Annotated in this window: 23 protein-coding genes and 4 tRNA genes; 6 read left to right on the top strand and 21 right to left on the bottom strand. The window is 35.3% G+C overall.

The window, feature by feature from the left end:
* Positions 1-51 precede the first annotated feature (51 nt).
* A tRNA-His gene (locus J5U23_RS00520) sits at positions 52-125 on the bottom strand.
* A 49-nt stretch (positions 126-174) separates the two neighbouring features.
* Positions 175-1,416, bottom strand: coding sequence for a bifunctional phosphopantothenoylcysteine decarboxylase/phosphopantothenate--cysteine ligase CoaBC (gene coaBC, locus J5U23_RS00515; RefSeq protein ID WP_218266607.1), 1,242 nt, complete (start codon positions 1,414-1,416; stop codon positions 175-177).
* A gap of 32 nt (positions 1,417-1,448) precedes the next feature.
* Here coaBC and rimI point away from each other — a divergent pair, with 32 nt between their 5' ends.
* Positions 1,449-1,952, top strand: a complete 504-nt coding sequence (gene rimI, locus J5U23_RS00510) for a ribosomal protein S18-alanine N-acetyltransferase (protein ID WP_218260181.1) — start codon at positions 1,449-1,451, stop codon at positions 1,950-1,952.
* Here the strand turns inward: rimI and J5U23_RS00505 are convergent.
* From J5U23_RS00505 to J5U23_RS00460, 10 genes are all read right to left on the bottom strand, one after another.
* Positions 1,933-2,439 (bottom strand): metallophosphoesterase family protein, encoded by a 507-nt coding sequence (locus tag J5U23_RS00505; RefSeq protein ID WP_218266606.1) that lies wholly within the window; start codon positions 2,437-2,439, stop codon positions 1,933-1,935. The two genes, rimI and J5U23_RS00505, sit on opposite strands and share 20 nt — an antisense overlap.
* Complete coding sequence (locus J5U23_RS00500) at positions 2,390-3,277, bottom strand: triphosphoribosyl-dephospho-CoA synthase (RefSeq protein WP_218266605.1); 888 nt, start codon at positions 3,275-3,277, stop codon at positions 2,390-2,392. Before J5U23_RS00500 ends, J5U23_RS00505 begins: the two co-directional genes overlap by 50 nt.
* On the bottom strand, positions 3,249-4,148 hold the full coding sequence (locus tag J5U23_RS00495; protein ID WP_218266604.1) for a nucleotidyltransferase domain-containing protein: 900 nt from the start codon (positions 4,146-4,148) through the stop codon (positions 3,249-3,251). The genes J5U23_RS00500 and J5U23_RS00495 overlap by 29 nt, the downstream gene beginning before the upstream one ends.
* Positions 4,112-5,002 (bottom strand): DUF1464 family protein, encoded by an 891-nt coding sequence (locus J5U23_RS00490; protein WP_218266603.1) that lies wholly within the window; start codon positions 5,000-5,002, stop codon positions 4,112-4,114. Before J5U23_RS00490 ends, J5U23_RS00495 begins: the two co-directional genes overlap by 37 nt.
* 159 nt (positions 5,003-5,161) lie before the next feature.
* Positions 5,162-5,234 (bottom strand) — tRNA-Asp (locus J5U23_RS00485).
* A gap of 98 nt (positions 5,235-5,332) precedes the next feature.
* Positions 5,333-5,435 (bottom strand) — tRNA-Met (locus tag J5U23_RS00480).
* Positions 5,436-6,081: 646 nt separating this feature from the next.
* Positions 6,082-6,165, bottom strand: a tRNA-Ser gene (locus tag J5U23_RS00475).
* A gap of 33 nt (positions 6,166-6,198) precedes the next feature.
* Entirely contained in the window at positions 6,199-6,507 is a 309-nt protein-coding gene (rpsJ, locus tag J5U23_RS00470) for a 30S ribosomal protein S10 (RefSeq protein ID WP_009990464.1), read from the bottom strand.
* Positions 6,508-6,533: 26 nt separating this feature from the next.
* On the bottom strand, positions 6,534-7,841 hold the full coding sequence (gene tuf, locus J5U23_RS00465; protein ID WP_218258966.1) for a translation elongation factor EF-1 subunit alpha: 1,308 nt from the start codon (positions 7,839-7,841) through the stop codon (positions 6,534-6,536).
* 45 nt (positions 7,842-7,886) lie between these two features.
* Positions 7,887-8,468, bottom strand: coding sequence for a 30S ribosomal protein S7 (locus tag J5U23_RS00460; protein ID WP_218258965.1), 582 nt, complete (start codon positions 8,466-8,468; stop codon positions 7,887-7,889).
* Positions 8,469-8,546: 78 nt separating this feature from the next.
* Here J5U23_RS00460 and J5U23_RS00455 point away from each other — a divergent pair, with 78 nt between their 5' ends.
* Positions 8,547-9,023 carry a bifunctional nuclease family protein gene (locus J5U23_RS00455; protein ID WP_012711889.1) on the top strand — a complete coding sequence of 159 codons (477 nt, stop codon included), beginning with the start codon at positions 8,547-8,549 and terminating at the stop codon, positions 9,021-9,023.
* Between the two features lie 71 nt (positions 9,024-9,094).
* Here J5U23_RS00455 and J5U23_RS00450 read toward each other — a convergent pair whose 3' ends face one another.
* The 7 genes from J5U23_RS00450 to J5U23_RS00420 are packed head-to-tail and all read right to left on the bottom strand — an operon-like array spanning position 9,095 to position 17,770.
* Positions 9,095-9,538, bottom strand: coding sequence for a 30S ribosomal protein S12 (locus tag J5U23_RS00450; RefSeq protein ID WP_012736067.1), 444 nt, complete (start codon positions 9,536-9,538; stop codon positions 9,095-9,097).
* Positions 9,539-9,551: 13 nt separating this feature from the next.
* Complete coding sequence (locus J5U23_RS00445) at positions 9,552-9,983, bottom strand: NusA-like transcription termination signal-binding factor (protein WP_218260180.1); 432 nt, start codon at positions 9,981-9,983, stop codon at positions 9,552-9,554.
* A gap of 6 nt (positions 9,984-9,989) precedes the next feature.
* Entirely contained in the window at positions 9,990-10,307 is a 318-nt protein-coding gene (locus J5U23_RS00440) for a 50S ribosomal protein L30e (RefSeq protein WP_218258964.1), read from the bottom strand.
* 6 nt (positions 10,308-10,313) lie between these two features.
* On the bottom strand, positions 10,314-11,492 hold the full coding sequence (gene rpoA2, locus J5U23_RS00435) for a DNA-directed RNA polymerase subunit A'' (RefSeq protein WP_012711886.1): 1,179 nt from the start codon (positions 11,490-11,492) through the stop codon (positions 10,314-10,316).
* On the bottom strand, positions 11,489-14,131 hold the full coding sequence (gene rpoA1 / locus J5U23_RS00430) for a DNA-directed RNA polymerase subunit A' (protein ID WP_218258963.1): 2,643 nt from the start codon (positions 14,129-14,131) through the stop codon (positions 11,489-11,491). Before rpoA1 ends, rpoA2 begins: the two co-directional genes overlap by 4 nt.
* Positions 14,124-17,519 carry a DNA-directed RNA polymerase subunit B gene (locus J5U23_RS00425; protein WP_218258962.1) on the bottom strand — a complete coding sequence of 1,132 codons (3,396 nt, stop codon included), beginning with the start codon at positions 17,517-17,519 and terminating at the stop codon, positions 14,124-14,126. The genes rpoA1 and J5U23_RS00425 overlap by 8 nt, the downstream gene beginning before the upstream one ends.
* A complete protein-coding gene (locus J5U23_RS00420; RefSeq protein ID WP_012711883.1) occupies positions 17,516-17,770 on the bottom strand; it encodes a DNA-directed RNA polymerase subunit H in 255 nt (84 codons plus the stop codon). Before J5U23_RS00420 ends, J5U23_RS00425 begins: the two co-directional genes overlap by 4 nt.
* 382 nt (positions 17,771-18,152) lie before the next feature.
* Between J5U23_RS00420 and infB the strand changes: the two genes are divergently transcribed.
* Positions 18,153-19,955 (top strand): translation initiation factor IF-2, encoded by a 1,803-nt coding sequence (infB, locus tag J5U23_RS00415; protein ID WP_218266602.1) that lies wholly within the window; start codon positions 18,153-18,155, stop codon positions 19,953-19,955.
* Here the strand turns inward: infB and ndk are convergent.
* Together ndk and J5U23_RS00405 are read right to left on the bottom strand one after the other, a co-directional pair.
* Positions 19,944-20,360 carry a nucleoside-diphosphate kinase gene (ndk, locus tag J5U23_RS00410; protein WP_218258960.1) on the bottom strand — a complete coding sequence of 139 codons (417 nt, stop codon included), beginning with the start codon at positions 20,358-20,360 and terminating at the stop codon, positions 19,944-19,946. The two genes, infB and ndk, sit on opposite strands and share 12 nt — an antisense overlap.
* Positions 20,361-20,363: 3 nt before the next feature.
* Positions 20,364-20,549 carry a 50S ribosomal protein L24e gene (locus tag J5U23_RS00405; protein WP_009990483.1) on the bottom strand — a complete coding sequence of 62 codons (186 nt, stop codon included), beginning with the start codon at positions 20,547-20,549 and terminating at the stop codon, positions 20,364-20,366.
* Positions 20,550-20,618: 69 nt separating this feature from the next.
* On the opposite strand from J5U23_RS00405, the gene J5U23_RS00400 reads away from it, so the two are divergent.
* From J5U23_RS00400 to gatB, 3 genes are read left to right on the top strand one after another with little or no spacing between them, the layout of a single operon-like run.
* Positions 20,619-20,870 (top strand): 30S ribosomal protein S28e, encoded by a 252-nt coding sequence (locus J5U23_RS00400; RefSeq protein ID WP_039698603.1) that lies wholly within the window; start codon positions 20,619-20,621, stop codon positions 20,868-20,870.
* A 9-nt stretch (positions 20,871-20,879) separates the two neighbouring features.
* Positions 20,880-21,530, top strand: coding sequence for a uracil phosphoribosyltransferase (gene upp, locus J5U23_RS00395; protein WP_218266601.1), 651 nt, complete (start codon positions 20,880-20,882; stop codon positions 21,528-21,530).
* A gap of 6 nt (positions 21,531-21,536) precedes the next feature.
* Positions 21,537-22,964, top strand: coding sequence for an Asp-tRNA(Asn)/Glu-tRNA(Gln) amidotransferase subunit GatB (gatB, locus tag J5U23_RS00390; protein WP_218266600.1), 1,428 nt, complete (start codon positions 21,537-21,539; stop codon positions 22,962-22,964).
* The last annotated feature ends 1 nt before the right edge of the window (position 22,965 follow it).

Genomic DNA, 22,965 nt, shown 5'->3' with positions numbered 1-22,965 from the left:
TGCCACGAAATATAAAAATAAGCTTATGTGAATTAGTGCACTTAATGGAAGGGCTCGGGCCGGGATTTGAACCCGGGACTTCCGGGTCCACAGCCCGGCGCTCTTCCAGGCTGAGCTACCCGAGCCAGCCGCTATTCTATATCATTATCTAATTCATTTTAAACTCTTCTTTTATCATCTCTTTAACTGCTCCTTTACTATATCCAATATCTTCCTCGCTACCACCGTCTTAAAATTCTTTTCTATCTTCCTTACATTACCAGCCTTATCTATAACTATAACTTCATTATATTCAGATGAAAATCCTATATCCTTCCTCCTAACATTATTCGCCACAATTAAATCAAATCCGTGTCTTCTCATCTTAATTTTGGCTTTCTCAATCAACTCCTCATCGGAATTTACAGTCTCTGCGGAAAAACCTACTAATAATATATTGTACTTCCTTATATATTCAGAAATTTTTGGCGTTCTTTCTAATTCAACTTTTGGTATTTCTGTATGGCTGTCTATTTTAGTATCAGATCTGTTTTTAAACTTATAATCAGCAGGAGCTCCCGCTAAAATTACAACACTAAACTTGTCATTTTCTATACTTTTTACAACTTCATTAAGCATCTCCTCAGTTGTCTCTATACGCACTATATCCCTAACGTAAGGTTCTAGCTTAGAACTTATAGGACCAGAAATAACTCTAACATTAGCTCCTCTAAAATAAGCTTCATTCGCAATAGATATCCCCATGGTTCCGCTACTGGGATTTGATATAAATCTGACAGAGTCTAAATACTCACGTGTAGGTCCAGCAGTAACTAGTATATTAAGTCCAGATAAGTCTTTTCCCCTCAAAATAAATGAGGTTATTCTGCCGGTTAAGTATTCTAATTCTGGATAGTGCGCTAAATCTCCTATTATATCTGGTTCTATTATCTCTACTCCTATCCCCTTTAACCTATTTACAGCATCTGCGACTTGAGGCGAAATATACATTTGTAAATGCATTGAAGGAACTATAATTAAGGGCTTTTTCATCCCAACGAAATTCAACGCAGTAGCAGTTATTGGTGTATCAGCTATTCCGTAAGCTATCTTTACTATAGTATTTGCAGTTGAGGGAGCTACAATCATTATATCATTATCTTCTGCCAACGAAACGTGTTCTAGGTCTCCAGTAAGTTTAGTAAATACGTCATTCCCAGTAGCCCACTTAAACATCTCTGGAGAAATTAGTTTCGCTGCATCTTTACTCATGATAACGCTCACTTCTGCGCCATTCCTCATTAAGCTTCTGGCCAAATCTAATGATTTATATATCGCTACACTTCCAGTTACTGCTAATAATACCTTTCTATTAGCTAGGTCCTTACTTACACTCCCGATTATCTTCTTTGAAGGATGCGTCATGTATGTGTGCATATATATTAACTACATTATATAAAGATATTGATATGGAGCTCGCTGAAAAAGATAAAGGAAGAGATTTCACACTAAGAAATGCAAGAATGGATGATATAGACCAAATAATAAAAATAAATAGACTAACACTACCAGAAAATTACCCATATTATTTTTTCGTTGAACATTTAAAGGAATACGGCTTAGCATTTTTCGTAGCCGTAGTTGACGATAAAGTAGTAGGATATATAATGCCTAGAATAGAATGGGGATTTAGCAACATTAAGCAGTTACCCTCATTAGTTAGAAAAGGACATGTGGTTTCAATAGCGGTATTAGAAGAGTATAGAAGAAAAGGAATAGCTACTGCGTTATTAGAAGCCTCAATGAAAAGCATGAAAAATGACTATAATGCTGAGGAAATATATTTAGAAGTAAGAGTTACCAACTATCCTGCAATTGCTCTATATGAGAAACTGAACTTCAAGAAAGTTAAGGTGCTAAAAGGTTACTATGCTGATGGAGAAGATGCCTATCTTATGGCAAGACAACTCTAGCCAGTTTTACCTCACCTTTTTCAGAATCATATTCAGTATAATACCCCTTACTGAAATTACCGATAGATATAACCCTTGTATTATTTATATAATACTCCTCTTGAACCTCAGAATGAGCATGAAAAAGAATCTTAGGTTGATTAGACAATACCTTAGCCATAACCTCTTGAGAACCAACTTTAACACCACTTATAATCCCAGTGATTGAGCCTTTAGGGGGATAATGTGAAATCACAATATTTGTTGAGAAATCTGAGGAGATATTGAAATACTTCTCGAGATATTTACCAGTATTTCTTAAATATTTTAACACTGAAACATCCTCCATATCCCCAATTATGCCTATAAAATTTCTTATAAACTGAGGACATTCAATATCCCCTAATCCAATAAAAAGATCAGCATCGAACTCATTTACCAAATTTATAAGATCTAAATTACACGGAAATCCAGCTATGAGGATTATCTTTCTTGCTATACCATTCATCTAGATAATATATAGCTAATGAGGATGCTATAAGATCAGCTGTTGACCCTGGATTAAAATTGTTTTCAACCAAATACTCATTAAGCCACTCTAACTCATTAGAAGATGGACAATCATTAGAGGAAACAAGTCTGGCAATCTTAGATACTTCTAATGCGGCATAAGCTCCATATTTTTTATAAATTAAAGTATCTGGATAATTTGAAAGTATATACAAAAACGCTCTTTGCACATCTCTTTCAAATCCACATAGTCCTTTCTTTATAACGTTATATGCATTAAAGGTTATGGAATAGTCATTAACCATATTTAACGCTACTATATCATATTTAGATGAAAACTCCATAAGCGTAAAAAAGTCCACATTCTCTATCTCCCTATAATCCATTGAACTTAATCTACCTAAATATTTCAAATTTACCTCTTTTAATGCATCGAGAAACCATTTAGCCTCTAGAACTCCAAAACTCCTTATAAGTTTAGCAACTTTTTTCCTCAATTCAAAAACATTATCACTCTTAGCAGCCTCATATGCAAAGGGCGCAATTAAAAGATAGGTACCAAGTAACTGATATTCAAATCCAAATTTCCTAGAATGAGTTACCAATTCAACTAACGTATCGTAAAGCCTCATAATCCCCTTAAATCCCCTTACGCACAACTCTTTATAATACGTAGAAGAAATTAACGCACTTTTCACTATATCAATATATTTCACATTAGTGATATCTTGAAATCTACTTGCATTACCTGGTTTAAAAATATAGGATTCTACAAGTGAAGCTTGAGATAAAATGTAAGAGACATCATTACAGTGGTCTAATAAACCCTCTGACATCCCTATCACCAACAATCACAACGTTCTCCTTCTCACACCTCATTAATAAACCCTCAATCTCAGCCTGTCTCTCTCCAAATAAAACTGATGAAAAAATACCCTCATAACTTATTATTTTAGAAACGTTATATTCGTTATTACCTAAAACATATGCAATAGAAGGGTAAATTAAAGCTTCATAATCACCTGAAATATGAGCTCTAAATCTCACCTTACCTACTTTTTTACAAACATCATTACAGTATCTCCAAGGTTTATCATCAGCGAAGAGTACAGAAATCTTTATACCCTTGTATATCCCTCGTCTCCTATTATCATATAATAAATTTGCGAAATCTATATCATAATTCTCATTAGCCCCAATAATCCACTCATAATCTTTTTCAAATCCGTCAAAAGATTCAATGAAATCTAAGGCGCTCTTGCGCCCATATATTATTATATCGATGTCAGAATTGTTGTGATAATTATCTAGTAAAATAGATCCGGTAACACCTACATTATTTACTCTTACGTATTCTTCTATAAAATTAATAAGAGTATAGATTATATTATCGTTAGCACTTTTCTTTAGTATCTCTTGTAATCTTTCTTCAGGTTTTAAATGTCTAGAAATATTAGATAGAAGAACTATAGGAAAGGATGCATCATAACAACTCTCAAAACTAAACATTTGATTAATCTTAATAAGATTATGGACACCATATTTCTTAAATATCCTCTCATATCCTTTCCAAAGACCTTTACCAGTATAAACATATTTCAAATAAGCAAAAACATAGCCGGGGGGATTATAGTTAGTTAAAATGGTATATACATTGCCCTCTTTATCGATTATAATGTCTCTATCAAAGAAACAATCTCTTCCCATTCTTTCAACCTCACAAACGAGATTGGAGTCCCACTGCTATCCAACATGTTAATATAATGACGTAAAATTCCACCAAAGTATGCATTAGCAATAAATGCTGCACCAACTGCAGCCTCTTTAAACTTAAAATCATATTTCTCACCAATCCCTAAGGAATTCTTATTATATCCAGATACTATAATTGGTAACTTATACTTCTCACTATACCATTCCAATATAATCCTAACAAGATCTAAATTTTTACCAATACTATAAATAGTTGACTTATCAATCCTAGAATATTTATGAAGAAGATAAGCTATCTCTCCATCTAAGCCCGCCAAATATGTTCCACCGTAACCATCAACAATTTTACCGTTGATAATGATAACAATCGCTGCAAATCTTCTTCCCATTTCAACTAGAATAAAATTATCTAGTTTAAGATAAACCCTATAGAAAAATGCAGAAGCAACTTTATCTGCAGTACCCTTGTCTATAATGTTTGTCTTCTTTTCACTAGATACACTGTCTAACTCAATTACTGAGGGAATTGTAAACGAATTGTAAAAAGACAAATATTGCTTTGAAGCTAATAGAAAATCCCTTAAAGGGCCGTGAGATAATGGATCTTTTAGTGTAAGAAGAAATATTTCCTTATAGTTAATGTTTCTAATGTCATAAAAAGGTAAACCGTGGCCAGAAGGTAAAGTCACTGCTATAGGTCTATAACCCGCTATCAATTTGGCTAAAATTATAGCATTTTTCTCTACAAGATCTGTAGGTATCTCAAAATATTTAACCAAATTACCTATCTCATCAACAAAGGCAAAAGCGTAACTTTCACTACCTGGATCAATGCCTACATAAATCATCAGTGGCTGCCTCGCCATATCACTGTTTCAAAACGGCTTTTCGTCATCATCAAAATCAAGATAGTATAACACAAGTATATAAAGTATAACATTCTGACTCCTTAAGGCTTCTTACCCCATTTCGTGCAAATAGATATATATTCATTAGAATTTCCAATACGCCGCGGCCGGGATTTGAACCCGGGTCAGGGGCTCGACAGGCCCCCATCCTAGACCACTAGACTACCGCGGCAATTTCACGTATGCATGAGTATCTACTAATAACTTACTTAAAAAGCCTTCGCTTGTTAAAACTCTCAGATAATATATAAGATAATAAATTAAATGAAATGGTAGCGGGGCCTGGATTTGAACCAGGGACCTCGGGGTTTCCCAACGCGTGCTTTAAAGAGTATATGAGCCCCGCGGCCTTACCAGGCTAGCCCACCCCGCTATTCTACCCCGCTATTTTAAGATATAATCTGTACTAGCTTTAAAGTTATTGTTGTCCTTCCCACCAGAATAACTCACTCAAACTCAATTCTTGAGCAACTTGCATCTTTGTTATAAATTTGATTTATAATTATCTGAGCAAAGCGAGACTGAATATTATTGAGAAGAGATTAAACTTTATGATTGAGGAAGCTAGGGGCTTAAAGAATCACTTAACTTTTATTTCGAAGTTCATGAAATAAATCATAATATTAGGAGTCTTTTCACAACTGAAAGCTTAGCCATTTATGACAGGATGAGATAAACGGTGTATTAATTTAGAGAGCATTAGTTGGCATAAGAAGGGATCTCTGACTATCCCGATTGCCTTCTCAATACGACATGTAGTCTTGAATTAAGGGAGATAACTTGGGAACGGTTAAAGGAACCCTCATCCTTTAATGTGGAGAGGAGATCAGATCTAATTGTATGCCTCTTCGATGAACGAGATTGTGGCTCTAAAATCAAGAGTAACATATAAAGAAATTTTTACGATAAAATTTTATTAGCAGAAAATATACTACATTAGGAATTTTAGCCTTAGTCTGAATTAACACTTTGCTACAGTTATACTAATTGGAAATATAATCAAAACAGAAATTTATAAGCGCCGGGGACGGGATTTGAACCCGTGCGGGGAAACCCCCACTGGCTCTCCAGGCCAGCCCCTTAGTCCGCTCGGGCACCCCGGCACTCTACTATATTATATAGAAGTGTAAAAAGGTTTATATTAACTGTATCTCTATGTAAACGTCTTCTGGTACTCTGACTCTCATTAATTGTCTCATTACTCGTTCGTCTGCTGCAATATCTATTAATCTTTTATGTACTCTCATCTCCCATTTTTCCCACTTTTTCCTTCCCTCTCCATGAGGAAGTCTCATTATTGGAACTTCCAGTTTGCTAGTTGGCAATGGTATCGGACCTCTCATTTCTATTCCCGTTTTCTCAACGATACCCCTTATTTGCGTTATAACATAGTTTAAATTCTCTACGTTAGTGCTCCACAATCGAATTCTAGCTTTTGTAGGCATAAAAACCACCAATAAAAAAATTAAAATTATTTGATTTCTACTTTGGCTGGCTTTACATCAACAATTATGCCAACTCCAACAGTCTTACCCATATCTCTCATCGCGAATCTGCCTAATGGTGGGAACTCATTATACTTCTCTACGCATAGTGGTTTGATTGGTTTAAATTTGACTATCGCAACATCTCCTTGTTTAAGGAACTGTGGGTTCTTTTCTGCCTCTTGACCAGTTCTCGGATCTAATTTAGACACTAGTTCTGAAACCCTGCATGCCACGCTTGCAGTATGAACGTGAACCACTGGTGTATAGCCATTCGCCAATGCCGTTGGATGCCATACTACTATTATTCTAGCAGTGAATTCGTCAGCAACAGTTGGTGGATTATTTGGATGACCTACAACATCTCCTCTCTTTATATCTTTCTTTTCAACACCTCTGACGTTAAATCCAATGTTGTCACCAGGTTCCGCTTTGTCCATCTTAGTATGATGAGTCTCTATGGATCTGACTTCACCTACTTTGCCAGCTGGCATGAATACTATCTTATCACCGACCTTTAATACTCCACTCTCTACTCTACCTACTGGTACAGTACCTACTCCAGAGATTGAGTAGACATCCTGAATTGGAATTCTTAATGGCTTGTCTACTGGCTTTGGTGGTAATTCTAGCTGATCTAGATATTCTTCTAAGGTAGGACCATTATACCACTTCATATTTTCTGATCTATGAGTTATATTATCACCAGTGGGTGCAACTACTGGTACAAATCTAACCTTATTTGTATTAAAACCATAACTTCTCATAAATTTACTGACTTGGTCAACAATCTCCTTATAGCGTTTTTCATCATACGGTGGTTCTGTTAAGTCCATTTTGTTTACTGCTACAATTAATTGATCTAGACCCATGGTCTTGGCTAGAATTATATGCTCTCTTGTTTGCCCTTCTACGCTCATTCCAGCTTCATATTCACCCTTTTTAGCTGAAACTACTAGAATTGCAGCATCAGCTTGGCTTGCACCAGTTATCATGTTCTTTACGAAGTCTCTATGACCGGGGGCATCAATTATTGTAAAGAAGTATTTCTTCGTCTCAAATCTCATGAACGTTAGATTTATTGTTACACCTCTTTCTCTTTCCTCTTTTAATCTATCTAATAGAAATGCAAACTTTTCAGTTTCTTTACCTAGTTTTTTGGCAGCTTCTTCTGCTTCCTTTACTGTTTTTTCGTCTATGAAACCTCTATCCATTAATAGCCTTCCCACTAATGTGCTTTTACCGTGATCGATGTGACCTATTACTATTAAATTAAGGTGAGGCTTTTGAGACATTTATAACACTCTCTTAACCGATATAGTGATAGAGTTAATAAAAGTTTACCTTGAGCTTAAGGCTATTCTTTCTATCTCTTCTTTCCTTTTAATTGCAAAACTCTTGGGGTCGTTATTTGCTGCAGCAATTATTTCTTCCGCTAATACTTCTTCAATAGGTTTTGGATTATTGAATGAGGCATCTTTGGCACCAGTAGCTATATGCCTTAAGGCTAAGTCTATTCTTCTTTGTGGAGCTACGTCTACTGCAACGTAATACACTATACCACCGTACATTATTCTCGTAACTTCTTCTCTAGGTGCACTATTTTCTATAGCTCTAACTAATACTTGTATTGGATTTTGACCAGTTTTTAAATAAATTATATCAAATGCTAATTTTACGATATTATACGCCAAATGTTTCTTTCCTTTATTTCTACCGGGTCTCATTATTTGATTTATTAACCTCTCAACTATTGGAACCTTGGCCTTACCAAATCTCCTGTGTTCGTGCCTACCTCCGGTATGTGGTAAATAAACTGGCATTAGAGAAATGTACTTCTTTAGGCTAGGATCTCTGATTTCGACTTTAGTATCCCACTTACCAAATACTTTGATGTCTAATTGCAAGTTCTCTAAGGACATCTATTTGTTACCTCTTAATGGTATCTATGATTTGGATATTTAAATTTATGATACATAAGTATATGTAGTGTATACGTGATGAGTCTTCAGCCAATTAAGGACGAGGATTATATAAAAGTTAATTCCGTTGATGCGTTCTTTATGCCTCTTCATGGTATACCAACTATAGTATGCTACTTAGAAGATGGAAGGCAATTTTATCTATTTAGTGTACCCGCAGAAATCGTTATAGCAATAAATAAAACAAAAGGAAATAAAGAGGAGGAGTTTGGCGATAAAAGAGAAAATATATATGATATTATCTCATTTATCCCTGAAATTATGGAAGAGTTTTCTAAGCATATAGAAAAAGTTGTAATAGATGATATGATAAGAGATACGGGAGTTTATGTTGCTACAGTTGAGTTTAAATTTGATGGTGTGATAATTCAGAAAAGGATGATACCAAGTCATGCAATATTTCTTGCTATAATTTCGAATAAACCAATTTTTGTCAAGAAAGGATTAGTTGATGAACAAGAAAAAGAAAGTAGAGAAGGTCAACAAAAATTTTAAAATTACCCATCTTACTTTTATATTTATAAATAGATAGTAGCCTATTATCTATAAAATACATTTATAAATATTTATCTAACTGGCTTTTGCTTCTTGCCTTTATATAACGCGTCTAAGGATACACCATTTACCATTATAACTTTGTATCTCACTCCAGGCAAGTCACCCATCGATCTACCTAACGTACCTCCAATTCCGGTAATTATAACTTCATCGTGTTCGTCAATGAAATTAACACCACCGTCCCCGGGTACGAATGCAGTAACAACTCTACCATTTCTCACTAACTGAACTCTTACACACTTTCTAACCGCTGAATTTGGTTGCCTTGATTCTATTCCTACTTTTTCTAAAACTATCCCTCTCGCCATTGGCGCTCCTCCTAAAGGATCGTATTTTTCCTTTAACTTTAGTATCTTGGTCTTATACTTTCTTTGGCTCCTTCTGAATTTTAACCTTTTTAGCCTTAATTTCCTAGCCGCGTATATTCCCTTAGGTGATTTACTCTTACTCACTTTCTCCAACCCCTTAAACTATTACTACATTATCAATATCCATATACCTCTTTAAAATTAGCTTTGCTCTTGCGACATTCCTTCCATTCTTACCTATTGCCAATCCTTTATCTTGAGGATCTATAGTAATATATACTGACTTTTTAGAACTAGTATTTACTACTTTCACGCTTCTAACTCTAGCTGGACTCATCAGATTTTTTACTAGTTCTTCTAAATTATCACTATAGGCCACTAATTCTATATCTTTACCTATGATTTTCCTTAACTTCTTAACATTAATACCACTTTTACCTATTGCAACTCCCATATCTTTTGAATCGACTAGAAATATTATCCTATTATTTTCATTATCGATTATACAATCCCTTACGTTGGCTCTCGTTACTTCTTGAAATAGAGAAATATAACGTATTTCCTCTGGAGTTAATTTAATTTCTGGCAGAAAAAATCACCTCTCCTTTATAATATCCAAAATTTTGGAATCTCCCTCATCAATAATGCTTATTGTAGAAATCATAAATGGTTTACCACATAGTGTTCCAAGATCCCAACCACTACCTTTATACTCATATACGGGTACGTTAGATAGTTTTGCATAATGCAATATATCTTGCTTAAGATCTCCTCTTAGTGTTGATGCGACAATTACCATCTTCACTTTATTTAATTTTATGTATTTTATAGCTCTCTTGGCACCAAAAATAACTTTACCCGTCTTTAAAAGAGATTTCAACTCTCCTTCAAATGAAACTTGTTGTTCTGACACTTTTTATCACCTTAATATCGGCCTCATTGTTAATTCAACCATTCCGGTACCTAGTTTAATCGGATGGCCAATTATAATGTTTTCTACTACACCTTTAAATTCTTCTACATCTCCTCTAGCCGCAGCATCCAAAAGGTGTTTTACAGTAACCTCAAATGCAGCTCTTGCCAATACACTATTCTTCTCCCCAGTTACACCATGCCTACCTATCTGTCTTACGACACCTGTTCTAGTCATCACATCCGCAACCAGCAATATGTGTCTCATATCAACATCCAAACCTTGCTCTGCTAATACTTTACTAATTTCTCTAATTATAATTTCCCTTGCAGCCTCTATTCCAAATACCTCCTCGATCTCACGAATATTATTAGTTTCCACTTTGGCAATATCAACTCCTTTGACACTTAGAACACCAGATAGATTTGAACCATCTGTTAGAATAATATATTCATCGCCTTTTTTCTGAACTATTGCACGTTTTATTCCCTTTATTCCCTTTATTTTAGTATTAAGTATCTTATCCCTTAATTTAAACAATGCAGCTATACTATCTATATTAGCGAAACTTATATTTAATGTATTACCCTCAGATTCATCTATTACAAATTCTCCTAATTTCAATCTATTTATAGCTTTTTTAACGTCGTCTACAGTAACGCCTTTGTCTTTAAGCATTTCATTATCAAGTTGGAGAATAATCGACATTGAAGCTATATCAATACTTGTTGAACTAACTACATTCTCTATTTTTGTATACTCTAATTTTCTAGCAACTTCTAACGCTTTTTCCTTATCATGTTTGTATTCATCAGTCAAATAAATGGTCATCATTGGAGTTGATGGAACTTTTTTTGCGTCTACAATTTCTATTAGTCTTGGAAGGCCTAACGTTACGTTCAACTCTCTTATACCCGCAAAATGGAAAGTCCTTAATGTCATTTGCGTACCTGGCTCTCCTACTGATTGTGCGGCGACAATTCCAATAGCCTCTCCTGGAGCTATTAGTCCTTCACTATACTCTTTAATAGCCAAATCGAAGATTTTGTCGATCTCGTCTCTAGTAACCAGTACTTCCTTGTTAGATATCAAATTTTTCAAATCTTCCACAATTTTTTGAGGAAGGATGTTGGAAGCCTGTTTCACTTTCTCTTCTAAATAAGATTTATCCTTTTCATCGATCACGTTTTCCACCCCACGACTCTTTCAAATATCCTGTTTACATCTACCGTTTTACCATGAGCTGAATACATGGGAAATACACCATCATCGCCGTACGCTACTTGAATAACTTCGCCATATAAACTTCTTACAGTCCCATCATATTCAGCCCTTAAGTCCGATAAGGCATTTATTAATCTTCTTTGCATATAACCGCTCTGTGAAGTTCGCACTGCAGTATCCACTAGACCTTCCCTGCCTCCAGCAGCATGGAAGAATAATTCAGTTGGCTTAAGACCTGTTCTAAATGAGGAATATATGAAACCTCTAGCTTCTGGTGAGATGTCATAAGGTTTAAAGTGAGGCAAAGTCCTTGTCATATACCCTCTTTTTATCCTTTCACCTCTAACTGATTGCTGACCTAACATAGCAGCCATCTGTGTTATATTTAATACACTACCTCTGGCTCCAGTCCTTGCCATTACGTAAGCGAAATTAAATGGATCTAGATATTTACTTGCTATATCACCAGCAGTGCTTCTTAATTTATCTAATGTATCAAGAATATAGTTCTCTAAACTTTCCTCTAAAGTTCTCCCGGGTATTGGTTCTAACTCTCCATTTTTATACTTTTGTATTAGATTATCAACTTCCACCTTAGCCCTATCTATTTCATTGTAAATTTCTTTCTTTACATCGTCCCCTAGAGATACATCTTCAAGTCTCATTGTAAACCCTTGTAATTCAACAAATCTAATAAATACTCTAAATAGATTATCCATCAACCACTTTCCATATTCATCTGAATATTCCTTAATTAACCAATGGAGAATACTTTCTGGTTGCTGGTTGCCTATAGCCTTTTTATCAAACACGCCTTCTAATAATATTCCGTTCTTAATTACTACATACGAATCGTGTGGACAATCCTCATTCTTACATAATCTAGGGCCACTACTAACGTTAGCTTGGCCGTGGAAATTAAAATCTTTAGGTAGGAAAGCACTTACTACTTGTTTCCCAGTATAATACTCTCTAGGTGCTAAAATTGCGGGTTCTCCAAGATCAATTTTAACATCTGCTACACCTAATATTTGCTGGGCTTCTTCTTTAGTTAGTAATGTAGTTTTTACTGTTAGTAGATATGCACCACTTATATAATCTTGAGCAGCTCCTATAATTGGACCGCCATATCTTGGGGTTATTATGTTTTTATGTACAAGCATTATTTCCTTGGCTTCCGCTATTGCCTCTTCTGACTGTGGAACGTGTAAGTTCATTTCGTCTCCATCAAAATCGGCATTATATGGAGGACATACAAGCAAGTTTAACCTAAATGTTAACCCTTTTAGTACTCTAACTCTATGAGCCATCATTGAAATTCTATGAAGAGAAGGTTGCCTATTGAACAAAACCACATCTCCATCAGTTAAATGACGCTCTACTACATAGCCGGGAGCTAAAGTTGATGCAAGTTCCTTTCTATCTTTAACATATCTTAAATCGATTCTTCTACCATCTGGTCTAATCACGTAATTAGCACCAGGCCATTTATCGGGGCCATTAATAACAAATTGTCTTAGCTTTTCTATATTCCATGGGGTTATTCTTTCCGGAACTGTAAGCGTTCTAGCTATAATCTCTGGGACTCCTACTTCATCGATACTAATATTAGGATCTGGAGATATGACCGTTCTGGATGAGAAATCAACTCTTTTACCAGATAAATTACCTCTAAATCTACCTTCTTTCCCCTTTAATCTCTGTGCAAGTGTTCTTAATGGCCTTCCTGATCTATGTTTAGAAGGAGGTAATCCCGGGATCTCATTATCAAAGTAAGTTGCAACATGATACTGTAAAAGATCCCACAGATCTTCTATTATTAGCTGTGGAGCTCCGGCATCTATGCTCTCTTTCAATCGTTCATTAATCCTAACTATATCGACTAGCTTATGAGTTAGGTCGTCCTCGGCTCTTATTCCACTCTCTATCATGATAGAAGGTCTAATTGTAATTGGAGGAACTGGAAGAACAGTTAATATCATCCACTCTGGTCTACTGGTTGTAGGATCGTAGCCCAATATTTCGACATCAGATTCTGGTACTTTTTCCAATCTTTCTCGTATATCGGAAGGTGTTAGTTTTGCTACACCTTCTTTCCTCTCTTCATAGAAATTATACGGTTTCTCTAACTTTATCTTGAACTGTTTTTCGCCACAATGGGGACAAACTTGAGCTTTCATTGCAGTCTTCTTTACGTATTCAGTTAACCTTCTGGCTGCAGATGGCCATCTTTTCTTTATTGCATTATATATTCTAGAATATTTCTCTATTTCGTCTTCAGAAATTTTAACTCTACCACACCTTCTACATGTAGCCTTTAGAAACTCGTATACATGTTTTACAAAGCCTACATGAATTACTGGTCTAACTAATTCTATATGCCCAAAGTGTCCAGGACAGTTACCTAAAGTATTACCGCAGGTAGGACATTTCTGCCCAGGTTCTATAACACCTAACCTAGGGTCCATTACACTACCTTCTATCGGAGTCCCGTCTTCATCGTAAACGTCTGGAGTTATTATTGCGGTCACTGACATCTTTCTTATTTCGTCAGGAGAAAGTATTCCAAATTTTATTCCTTTTATATTCTTTTCACTCATTTCCTTTACCCCCACTCAATCCAACCCTATCCTCTAAAATTAATCTAGGTGAGATAATCATACTCATTAATTCTTGAATTAAAAGCTTAAATGCATAAGATACAGTAACTGGGAACAAGTTACTCTTATCACCATGTATTGGACATACATATTTATTCTTATTCTTATCGTACCAACCTATATAACCGCATTGATCGCAAACGTAAATTGTTGTCCTATCAGAGTTATCTAATAACCTATCCTTAAGGAGCATTGCAGTACCAAAACCAATTAAACAATCTCTTTCCATTTCTCCAAATCTTAAACCACCCTCTCTTGCTCTTCCTTCAGTTGGCTGTCTTGTTAAAATTTGGACTGGACCCCTAGCTCTGGCGTGAATCTTATCTGCTACCATGTGATGCAATTTCTGATAGTACACTACTCCAAAGTATATTCTAGATTTAATTTTCTGTCCAGTACGACCATCATACGTAACTTCGGTAGCGTCTGGTAAATACCCATATTTCAAAATCTCATTTTGTAGTTGTTCTATAGGTGTCTTGTAGAAAGGCGTAGCATCTACAATATTCCCAGATAATGCCGCATATTTACCAGCTATTCCTTCCATAATTTGGCCTAATGTCATTCTAGATGGCAACGCGTGAGGATTTAATATTACATCAGGCACTACACCTTTAACAGTATATGGCATATCAACTTGTGGTATAAGCATTCCAATAACACCTTTTTGTCCATGTCTACTGGCGAATTTATCACCTATTGAAGGTATTCTAAGATCTCTTACTCTTACCTTAACTAGCTTATTGCCCTCCGCGGTTTCAGTAATTAAAACTAAATCTACGATACCCATTTCACCATGTCTAGTAACTATTGAGGTATCACGCTTAGCTTGCTCTGGAGATAATTCTTTAAATTCTTGTAAGAATCTCGGAGGACTAACTTTACCTATCAATACATCTCCTCCTTTCACTTCGACCTCAGGTGAGACTACTCCGTTGTCCTCTAGAAGTCTATAGTATTCTTTGCCTTTATATCCTCTAACACCTGGTTCCGGCATTACTATTTTGTCTTCTTGACCTCCAGGATATTTTACCTCCTCCGTTGAGTAAAGTCTAAAGAATGTAGACCTATACATTCCTCTCTCAACGGAGGATCTATTCATAATTATTGAATCTTCCATATTGTATCCAGTAAATGATATTACAGCTAGGATAGCGTTATTTCCGGCTGGTCTATTCGTATAGCCTATAATATCTAATGCCCTAGTTTGAACTAAAGGTCTTTGCGGGTAATGGAGTAAATGAGCTCTTGTATCCGTACGTAACTGATAATTCGCTGCATATAGACCTAAAGCTTGTTTCGCCATAGCTGACTGATATGTATTTCTAGGAGATTGATTATGTTCTGGGTAAGGTATTATAGACGCTGTTATGCCCAAAATAGCTGGAGACCATATCTCTAAATGAGTATGCTCTGGAGTTAAGTCACTAGGTTCTAAAGCAACATAAGCGTTCTCCTCTTCTTCCGCATCTAAATACTCTATCTTCCCTTGTCTAACAAGATCGTCAAAGGTAATAGAACCAGAGTCTAACTTTTCAATATCTTCTCTAGTTACCAACGGGTTACCGTTAGAAACAATTATAAGTGGCCTTCTAACTCTTCCAGAATCACAATTTACATGAACTTCATTAATGAAATCTGTAACTATATGACCTACATTTACCTCATCACTAATTTCTCCTTTTCTCCTTCTTTCCCTGATCTTCTTGGCTAATTCTTCCCCATCTCGATAATAGCCTACTAATCTTCCGTTAAGTATAACTTTAGACCATTTTAGATATTCATTCTGATCCTCCCCGCCTTCCGTTACTCTTCTTATAACCTCCTCCACCGGAACTACTCCCATTTCGTATAGTGTTTTTTCCACAATCTTCTCATTTATTCCTACTGCAATTTGAGCCATTAACGCTAAATTCTTAACTAGTCCACTATTTGGACCTTCTGGTGTTTCAAAGGGACACATCCTACCCCATTGCGTACCATGTAAATCTCTAGCCTCGAAATTAGGTTGACCCCTTGCTAATGAGGATATTACTCTCCTCAGATGGCTTAACATAGAAAGCCAGTTAGTTCTATCAAGTAATTGGCTAACTCCAGTTCTTCCACCAACCCAGTTCCCAGTAGCTAATGCGTGCCTTATTCTTTCTGTTACGATATCTGGTCTAACTAATGCCTTTAAAGCTAGCTTCCTACCTCTTACCTTAGATTTTTCTAATTGGTATGTCAAATCTTTTACGAAAGCTTTGAAAGCTACTCTAAATAATGACGCGAATAAATCTCCGGCTAATCTTAATCTTTTATTAGCGTAATGATCTTTATCATCAGGTTCCCTTCTGCCTAGATATAGTTCAATAACTTTCGATATAGCATAAGCCAAATAATATGCTTTCTTTCTTCTATCGTCTGCTGAAGTTCCTAAATGAGGTAGGAAGTATTTATCAATTATTTGTTGTGCTTTTTCTATCCTATTCTCTCTCTTTTGGCCTATGGCTACTCTACTACCTATAAAATCTAGCGCATCATCAACATTAGCTATAGAACTTGCTTGTTCTAAAGAGGGAAATAATTCATTCTGAATCTCAGGATCTAATGATACTGCGTATACTATGTCCCTGTCGGTTAATATACCAAGTGCTCTCATTAGAATAACAAACGGAATTTTACCTGGAACTGCTGGAAATGATACGTGAAATGTACCATCTTTTAGTCTTTCTATCGTAACAGGTACTCTGTAGCCTGCGGTACTCGAGATAATTTTCGCTGTATGCGTGATATTTGATCCCGTCTTTCCGGTATCTACAAGAACTCTATTTGGAGCTAAATCTTCTTGAGTTACTATAACCCTTTCGGACCCATTTACTATGAAGTAACCTCCAGGGTCTTTAGGATCCTCACCTATCTCAATTAGCTTATCTAGAGTATACTGTGATATTGGATCTATTGCTGATTTAAGCATTATAGGTAAGTCTCCTATATAAACCTCCTCTGGTTCTGCTTCAATATTGTTTTCAACTGGAATCATTGTAAGCCATAGTGGAGCAGCATAAGTCAAGTTCCTTAATCTAGCCTCCATTGGGCTGATCTCCCTTTCTCCCCTATCTGATTCCCTAACTCTTGGTTTTCCTATTCTTATCTTGCCTAATCTAACTTTCAAACCTGGAATTTCTGTCGGTATTTCTCCTTGCTCATCAATGATCTCTTGAAGCTTGTTTCTAACAAAGTCATTGTATGAATCCAGATGCTGTCTAACTAAGCCCTTGGATTTAAAGTAGGCTTCAATAACTTTCCATCTTTCATCAATGCTTAAATTAGATGACAACTCATTCACCCACTAATTACATACCTATACGAGACAACTTCTCCATACAATTGGCTCTTCCTTATAATTCTAATTATATCCCCTGGTTTTGCATTTATACTTCTAGCAACGGGATCTGAGGCCCTTATCCAAGGCAATTGTTCTGGCCTAATTCCTAATTCTTTTAGAATTTTATACGCTTCATCGATACTAAGTACCTCATGCTTAGGTACAAGATAATGAATTCTTGGATCAATTTTCCTATTAGATGATCCTCTCATTATTAACCATTATTCACATACTACATTTGGTTAATAAGAGTTTTACTCTGACTTACTTAATAGGCTATATAATATTCAATGCGCTAGCTTTTAAGTACTTGTAATTTTATTCATAAATAAATATATAAAAGTTAAATCCAGTTTTAGAATCATTTATTCCTAATCTACAAGAAATTACTTAAATCTTAATAGTATCCAAGCGACCTCTTGGTTAAAATATTCATCCACAATATATTAATTACTTTTAAATATATAGAAGTAATTTTTACATTAATATCTAAACTATAGGCATAACCAATACTATTAAAAGAAAATTCTGTCTTCCACGTAATTTCATGGCAAACTAATTTATTCTAATAATGCATTAAGGTCATATAGGTGAATGAAAATTAGCAACTCTGAGAAAAGGCTTAGGCAACCAATAGTAGTAGTATTAGGCCACGTAGATCACGGAAAAACTACATTACTTGATAAAATAAGGGGCACAACAGTGGTTAAAAAGGAACCTGGAGAAATGACACAAGAGGTAGGAGCTAGTTTTGTTCCAAGTTATATAATTGAAAAATTAGCGGAACCTCTTAAAAAGGTAATACCTATAAAACTCCAGATACCAGGATTATTATTTATTGATACACCCGGTCATGAGTATTTTTCAAACTTGAGAAGAAGAGGTGGAAGCGTAGCGGATATTGCAATCCTAGTTGTTGATATAACTGAAGGCCTACAGAAGCAATCAATAGAGTCAATACAAATACTAAGAGAAAGAAAAGTTCCATTTCTCATAGCTGCTAATAAAATAGATAAAATACCAGGATGGAAATCAACTAATGATATACCGTTTTTAGCGTCAATCGAGAAACAACGGAACGATGTTAAAGTTTATTTAGACAACTTAGTCTATAATTTAGTTTCTCAACTGGCCAACTTAGGCTTTAGCGCTGAACGTTATGATAGAATAAAGGATTTCACTAAAACAGTAGCAATAGTTCCCGTTTCTGCGAAGACTGGTGAAGGCGTTGCAGACCTTTTAGCATTACTTGCTGGACTAACCCAAAGGTACTTAGAGACTAGATTAAAGTTTGCAGAGGGCCCGGCAAAGGGAGTTATATTAGAAGTAAAAGAAGATCCTGGGTTAGGACATACCATAGATGTTATAATTTACGATGGAGTTCTTAAGAAAAATGATACTATAATATTAGGAGGTATTAACGGCATTATTATAACTAAAGTTAGGGGAATATTTGTACCTAGACCATTACAAGATATGAAATTAAGCAAATATGATTTAACGCCGATAGATGAAGTATATGCAGCAGCTGGAGTGAAGATATCTGCGCCTAATTTAGAGGAAGCCTTAGCTGGATCACCACTTTATGTGATAGAAGACGAGTCTAAAGTTGAGCAATATAAACAGCAGATAGAAGAGGAAATTAAGGAAGTTAGACTCTACAGTGATATTGATGGAATAGTACTCAAGGCGGATAGTTTAGGAACATTAGAGGCCTTAATTAGCGCTTTGCAGCGCGAAGGGATACCAATAAGGCTAGCAGATATAGGACCAATTTCGAAGAGAGACGTTATAGAAGCGAGTATAGTAGCTCAAAGATCAAAGGAATATGGAATTATCGCTGCTTTTAGAGTAAAATTATTACAAGGAATTGATACTAGTGGAGTAAAAATATTATATAATGAAATAATTTATCAATTAATTGAAGATATCAAGAAGCATATAAATGAAATAAGAGAAGCAGAGAAAAGGCGTACATTTGACACTTTGATATTACCAGGTAAAATAAAGATCTTACCGGGTTATGTATTTAGACGTAGTGATCCAGTAGTAGTAGGTATTGAAGTGATAGGAGGTGTCATAAGACCCAAGTATCCTTTAATTAAGGAAGATGGAAGGAGAGTTGGTGAGGTACTACAAATTCAAGATAATAAGAAGAGTCTCGAAAGGGCTACTAAAGGAATGGAAGTTGCAATATCAATTAAAGGCAATGTAATGATAGGAAGACATGTAAATGAGGGAGACATTTTATACACAGACGTACCTAAAGAAGATCTTGAGATATTGGTCAGTAAGTATCCAAGTTCTATTACAGATGATATGAGGGAAGTAATAAAAGAAATAATAAGAATAAAGAGAAAAGAAGATCCTTTATATGGTTTGGGATTACAGATCTGATTTATCGAAGAATAACGACATCTCCAGCTGAGCTTTTTCGATAGAATCAGACGCATGAATGACGTTTTCTGACTTAGATAACGCGTAATCTCCCCTTATAGTACCAGGGGGTGCTTCTTTAGGATCCGTATTACCAATCATTCGCCTTATCACTTGCACTACATCATCGCCCTCTATCACCATACATACTACTGGACCGGAGGTCACATAATTTACAAGTTCGTCAAAGAAGCTTTTTCCTTTATGCTCTTCATACAATTTTTCAGCTGTATTCCTTGACATTTTCACCATTTTAAGAGATACAATTTTTAATCCTCTTTTCTCAAATCTACTAATTATTTCTCCTATTAATCCTCTCTTAACTCCATCCGGCTTTATCATTACAAATGTCCTTTGTACAACCATTTTTCATCGAACCTTCATATATCTAGTAGTCCATTTATACTTCTTTGGATCTCTATGATACTTTAGCATTGATTTTCTACACTTACTTGAACAAAACCACAAGATTGTACCATCATTCCTTACATACATTAATCCAGTACCTGGAGGTATTTCGTGACCACAGAAACTACATTGCCTAGTAGTAGGCATTTAAACCACAAATAAACAATATGGGTGAAGTATTTAAGTGAATTGTTCATAGTAATAGCTGGTGGAAAAATGAGTGAAAAAACCCAACAATCACAAAGTTCATCTATAATAGAAGAATTTGGATTTCCCGCGGAAGTTATCCAAATTTTGGATAGAACTGGCGTAACTGGAGAAGTTACCCAAGTAAGGGTAAGAGTATTAGAGGGTAGAGATAAAGGGAGAATACTTACCAGAAATGTAAAGGGACCAGTAAGAGTAGGTGATATTCTAATATTAAGAGAGACAGAGAGGGAAGCTAGAAAAATAACAACTAAGAGGTAACAAAAACTAATGCCATTATATGTAATCGATAAACCTTTAACATTACATATATTAACGCAACTTAGAGATAAAAATACCGATCAAATTAACTTTAGGAAAAATCTGGTAAGATTAGGGAGAATACTGGGGTACGAAATAGCAAATACATTAGATTACGAAATAGTTGAAGTTGAAACGCCATTAGGTGCTAGAACTAAAGGGATAGATATAACAGACCTAAACAACATAGTCATTATAAACATATTAAGAGCTGCAGTACCCTTAGTTGAGGGTTTACTTAAGGCATTTCCTAAAGCGAGACAAGGTGTGATAGGGGCAAGTAGAGTAGAAGTCGATGGGAAAGAAGTACCAAAAGATATGGATGTTTACATATACTACAAAAAAATACCAGATATAAGAGCTAAAGTTGATAACGTAATAATTGCAGATCCCATGATTGCTACAGCAAGTACTATGTTAAAAGTACTTGAAGAAGTTGTGAGAGCCAATCCTAAAAGAATATATATTGTGTCAATAATTTCTTCAGAATATGGAGCCAACAAAATTCTCTCTAAATATCCATTTATTTACCTTTTCACAGTTACAATTGACCCTGAACTTAATAATAAAGGCTATATTTTGCCTGGTCTCGGAGACGCTGGAGATAGAGCATTTGGGTGATGAGATGTGGATGATGATGTAAAAATAGGATTGGAAGTTCATGTTCACATAACCACGTTGAAAACCAAACTTTTCTGTTCATGTCCATCGGATTATACTGGAAAAGATCCAAACACAGTAACTTGTCCCGTATGTTTAGGATTACCTGGGGCTATTCCAGTATTGAATGAAAATGCAGTAAAATATGGCATCTTAACCGCATTAGCCCTTAACTGCCAAATTGCTGAGAAATTAATTTTTGATAGGAAACATTATTTTTATCCAGATATGTCTAAAAATTATCAAATATCTCAATATGATGGACCAGGCAGTATGGCCATAGCAAAAGACGGTTATATCAAATTAAACGATAAAATCATAAGAATTAGAAGAATAAATATAGAAGAAGATCCAGCAAAGATAGTCTACCCTACTGGTTCTATACTAACTAGCAAATATACGTTACTAGATTATAATAGATCAGGCACGCCATTGTTAGAAATTGTGACAGAACCAGATCTAAGATCTGCTAAGGAAGCCAGATTCTTCTTAGAAAAATTAAGATCAATTCTAGAACATTTAGGTGTATGTGATTGTAGTATTGAAGCTGCAATGAAAGCTGATGTAAATATATCAGTAAAAGGGGGAGAGAGAGTTGAGGTTAAGAATGTAGGTTCTCCTAAAGACGTGGAGGATGCTATAAATTATGAAATCGCAAGACAGAGAGCCAGTGTACTACAAGGTATCAACATAAAAAGAGAGACCAGACATTGGGATAACGAAAGAAGAGTTACAGTACCTTTACGAACTAAAGAAACAGAGGAGGATTATAGATACTTTCCAGATCCAGATTTACCACCATATTCAATAACACCAGAGCTTATCGAGAAATTTAAACGCGAAATGCCAGAGCTACCAGACCAGAGAGCAGAGAGATTTGTAAAACAATACAATATTACTCCATATCAAGCTCAAGTTTTGGTTAATGAAAAAGCATTAGCGGATTTATTTGAAGAAATTACAAACAAGTATAAAAACTATACTAAAGTTGCAAATCTACTAATTAACGATTACATGAGATGGCTTAATGAGAATAATATCACGGTAACCCAAAGTAAAGCTAAAGCTAATCATATTATCGAACTATTTGAATACTTAGATTCTGGCTTAATATCAATAAAAATAGTAAAAGAGTTATTACCTGAAATGATCTTAACTGGAAAAACTCCAGGGCAACTGATTAAGGAAAAGGGCATGACAAACATTAAAGATGAAAATTACTTAGAAAAGATTATAGATGAAGTATTAAATGAAGAGAAAGAGGCTGTAGAGAAGGCTAAGAGAGATCCGAAAGTTGTGAATTATTTAGTAGGAATGGTAATGAAGAAAACGGGAAAAAGAGCAGATCCTCAAATGACAGTTGAAATGATAAAACAGAAGCTAGGTTTAGCTTAGC

Origin of the sequence: Saccharolobus shibatae B12, assembly GCF_019175345.1 — an archaeon.
Lineage (GTDB): Archaea > Thermoproteota > Thermoprotei_A > Sulfolobales > Sulfolobaceae > Saccharolobus > Saccharolobus shibatae.
This window is presented reverse-complemented; position numbering and strand designations above follow the sequence as displayed.

What these genes read in the sequence shown, in the direction of transcription:
- J5U23_RS00460 (WP_218258965.1), bottom strand. Translation starts at nt 8,468, where the DNA reads ATGTCCTTAGAGAACTTGCAATTAGACATCAAAGTATTTGGTAAGTGG.
- rpsJ (WP_009990464.1), bottom strand. Translation starts at nt 6,507, where the DNA reads ATGCCTACAAAAGCTAGAATTCGATTGTGGAGCACTAACGTAGAGAAT.
- J5U23_RS00500 (WP_218266605.1), bottom strand. Translation starts at nt 3,277, where the DNA reads ATGTCAGAGGGTTTATTAGACCACTGTAATGATGTCTCTTACATTTTA.
- infB (WP_218266602.1), top strand. Translation starts at nt 18,153, where the DNA reads ATGAAAATTAGCAACTCTGAGAAAAGGCTTAGGCAACCAATAGTAGTA.
- rpoA1 (WP_218258963.1), bottom strand. Translation starts at nt 14,131, where the DNA reads ATGAGTGAAAAGAATATAAAAGGAATAAAATTTGGAATACTTTCTCCT.
- J5U23_RS00405 (WP_009990483.1), bottom strand. Translation starts at nt 20,549, where the DNA reads ATGCCTACTACTAGGCAATGTAGTTTCTGTGGTCACGAAATACCTCCA.
- rimI (WP_218260181.1), top strand. Translation starts at nt 1,449, where the DNA reads ATGGAGCTCGCTGAAAAAGATAAAGGAAGAGATTTCACACTAAGAAAT.
- ndk (WP_218258960.1), bottom strand. Translation starts at nt 20,360, where the DNA reads ATGGTTGTACAAAGGACATTTGTAATGATAAAGCCGGATGGAGTTAAG.
- coaBC (WP_218266607.1), bottom strand. Translation starts at nt 1,416, where the DNA reads ATGCACACATACATGACGCATCCTTCAAAGAAGATAATCGGGAGTGTA.
- upp (WP_218266601.1), top strand. Translation starts at nt 20,880, where the DNA reads ATGCCATTATATGTAATCGATAAACCTTTAACATTACATATATTAACG.
- J5U23_RS00455 (WP_012711889.1), top strand. Translation starts at nt 8,547, where the DNA reads ATGAGTCTTCAGCCAATTAAGGACGAGGATTATATAAAAGTTAATTCC.
- J5U23_RS00505 (WP_218266606.1), bottom strand. Translation starts at nt 2,439, where the DNA reads ATGAATGGTATAGCAAGAAAGATAATCCTCATAGCTGGATTTCCGTGT.
- J5U23_RS00490 (WP_218266603.1), bottom strand. Translation starts at nt 5,002, where the DNA reads ATGATTTATGTAGGCATTGATCCAGGTAGTGAAAGTTACGCTTTTGCC.
- tuf (WP_218258966.1), bottom strand. Translation starts at nt 7,841, where the DNA reads ATGTCTCAAAAGCCTCACCTTAATTTAATAGTAATAGGTCACATCGAT.
- J5U23_RS00495 (WP_218266604.1), bottom strand. Translation starts at nt 4,148, where the DNA reads ATGGGAAGAGATTGTTTCTTTGATAGAGACATTATAATCGATAAAGAG.
- J5U23_RS00400 (WP_039698603.1), top strand. Translation starts at nt 20,619, where the DNA reads ATGAGTGAAAAAACCCAACAATCACAAAGTTCATCTATAATAGAAGAA.
- J5U23_RS00420 (WP_012711883.1), bottom strand. Translation starts at nt 17,770, where the DNA reads ATGAGAGGATCATCTAATAGGAAAATTGATCCAAGAATTCATTATCTT.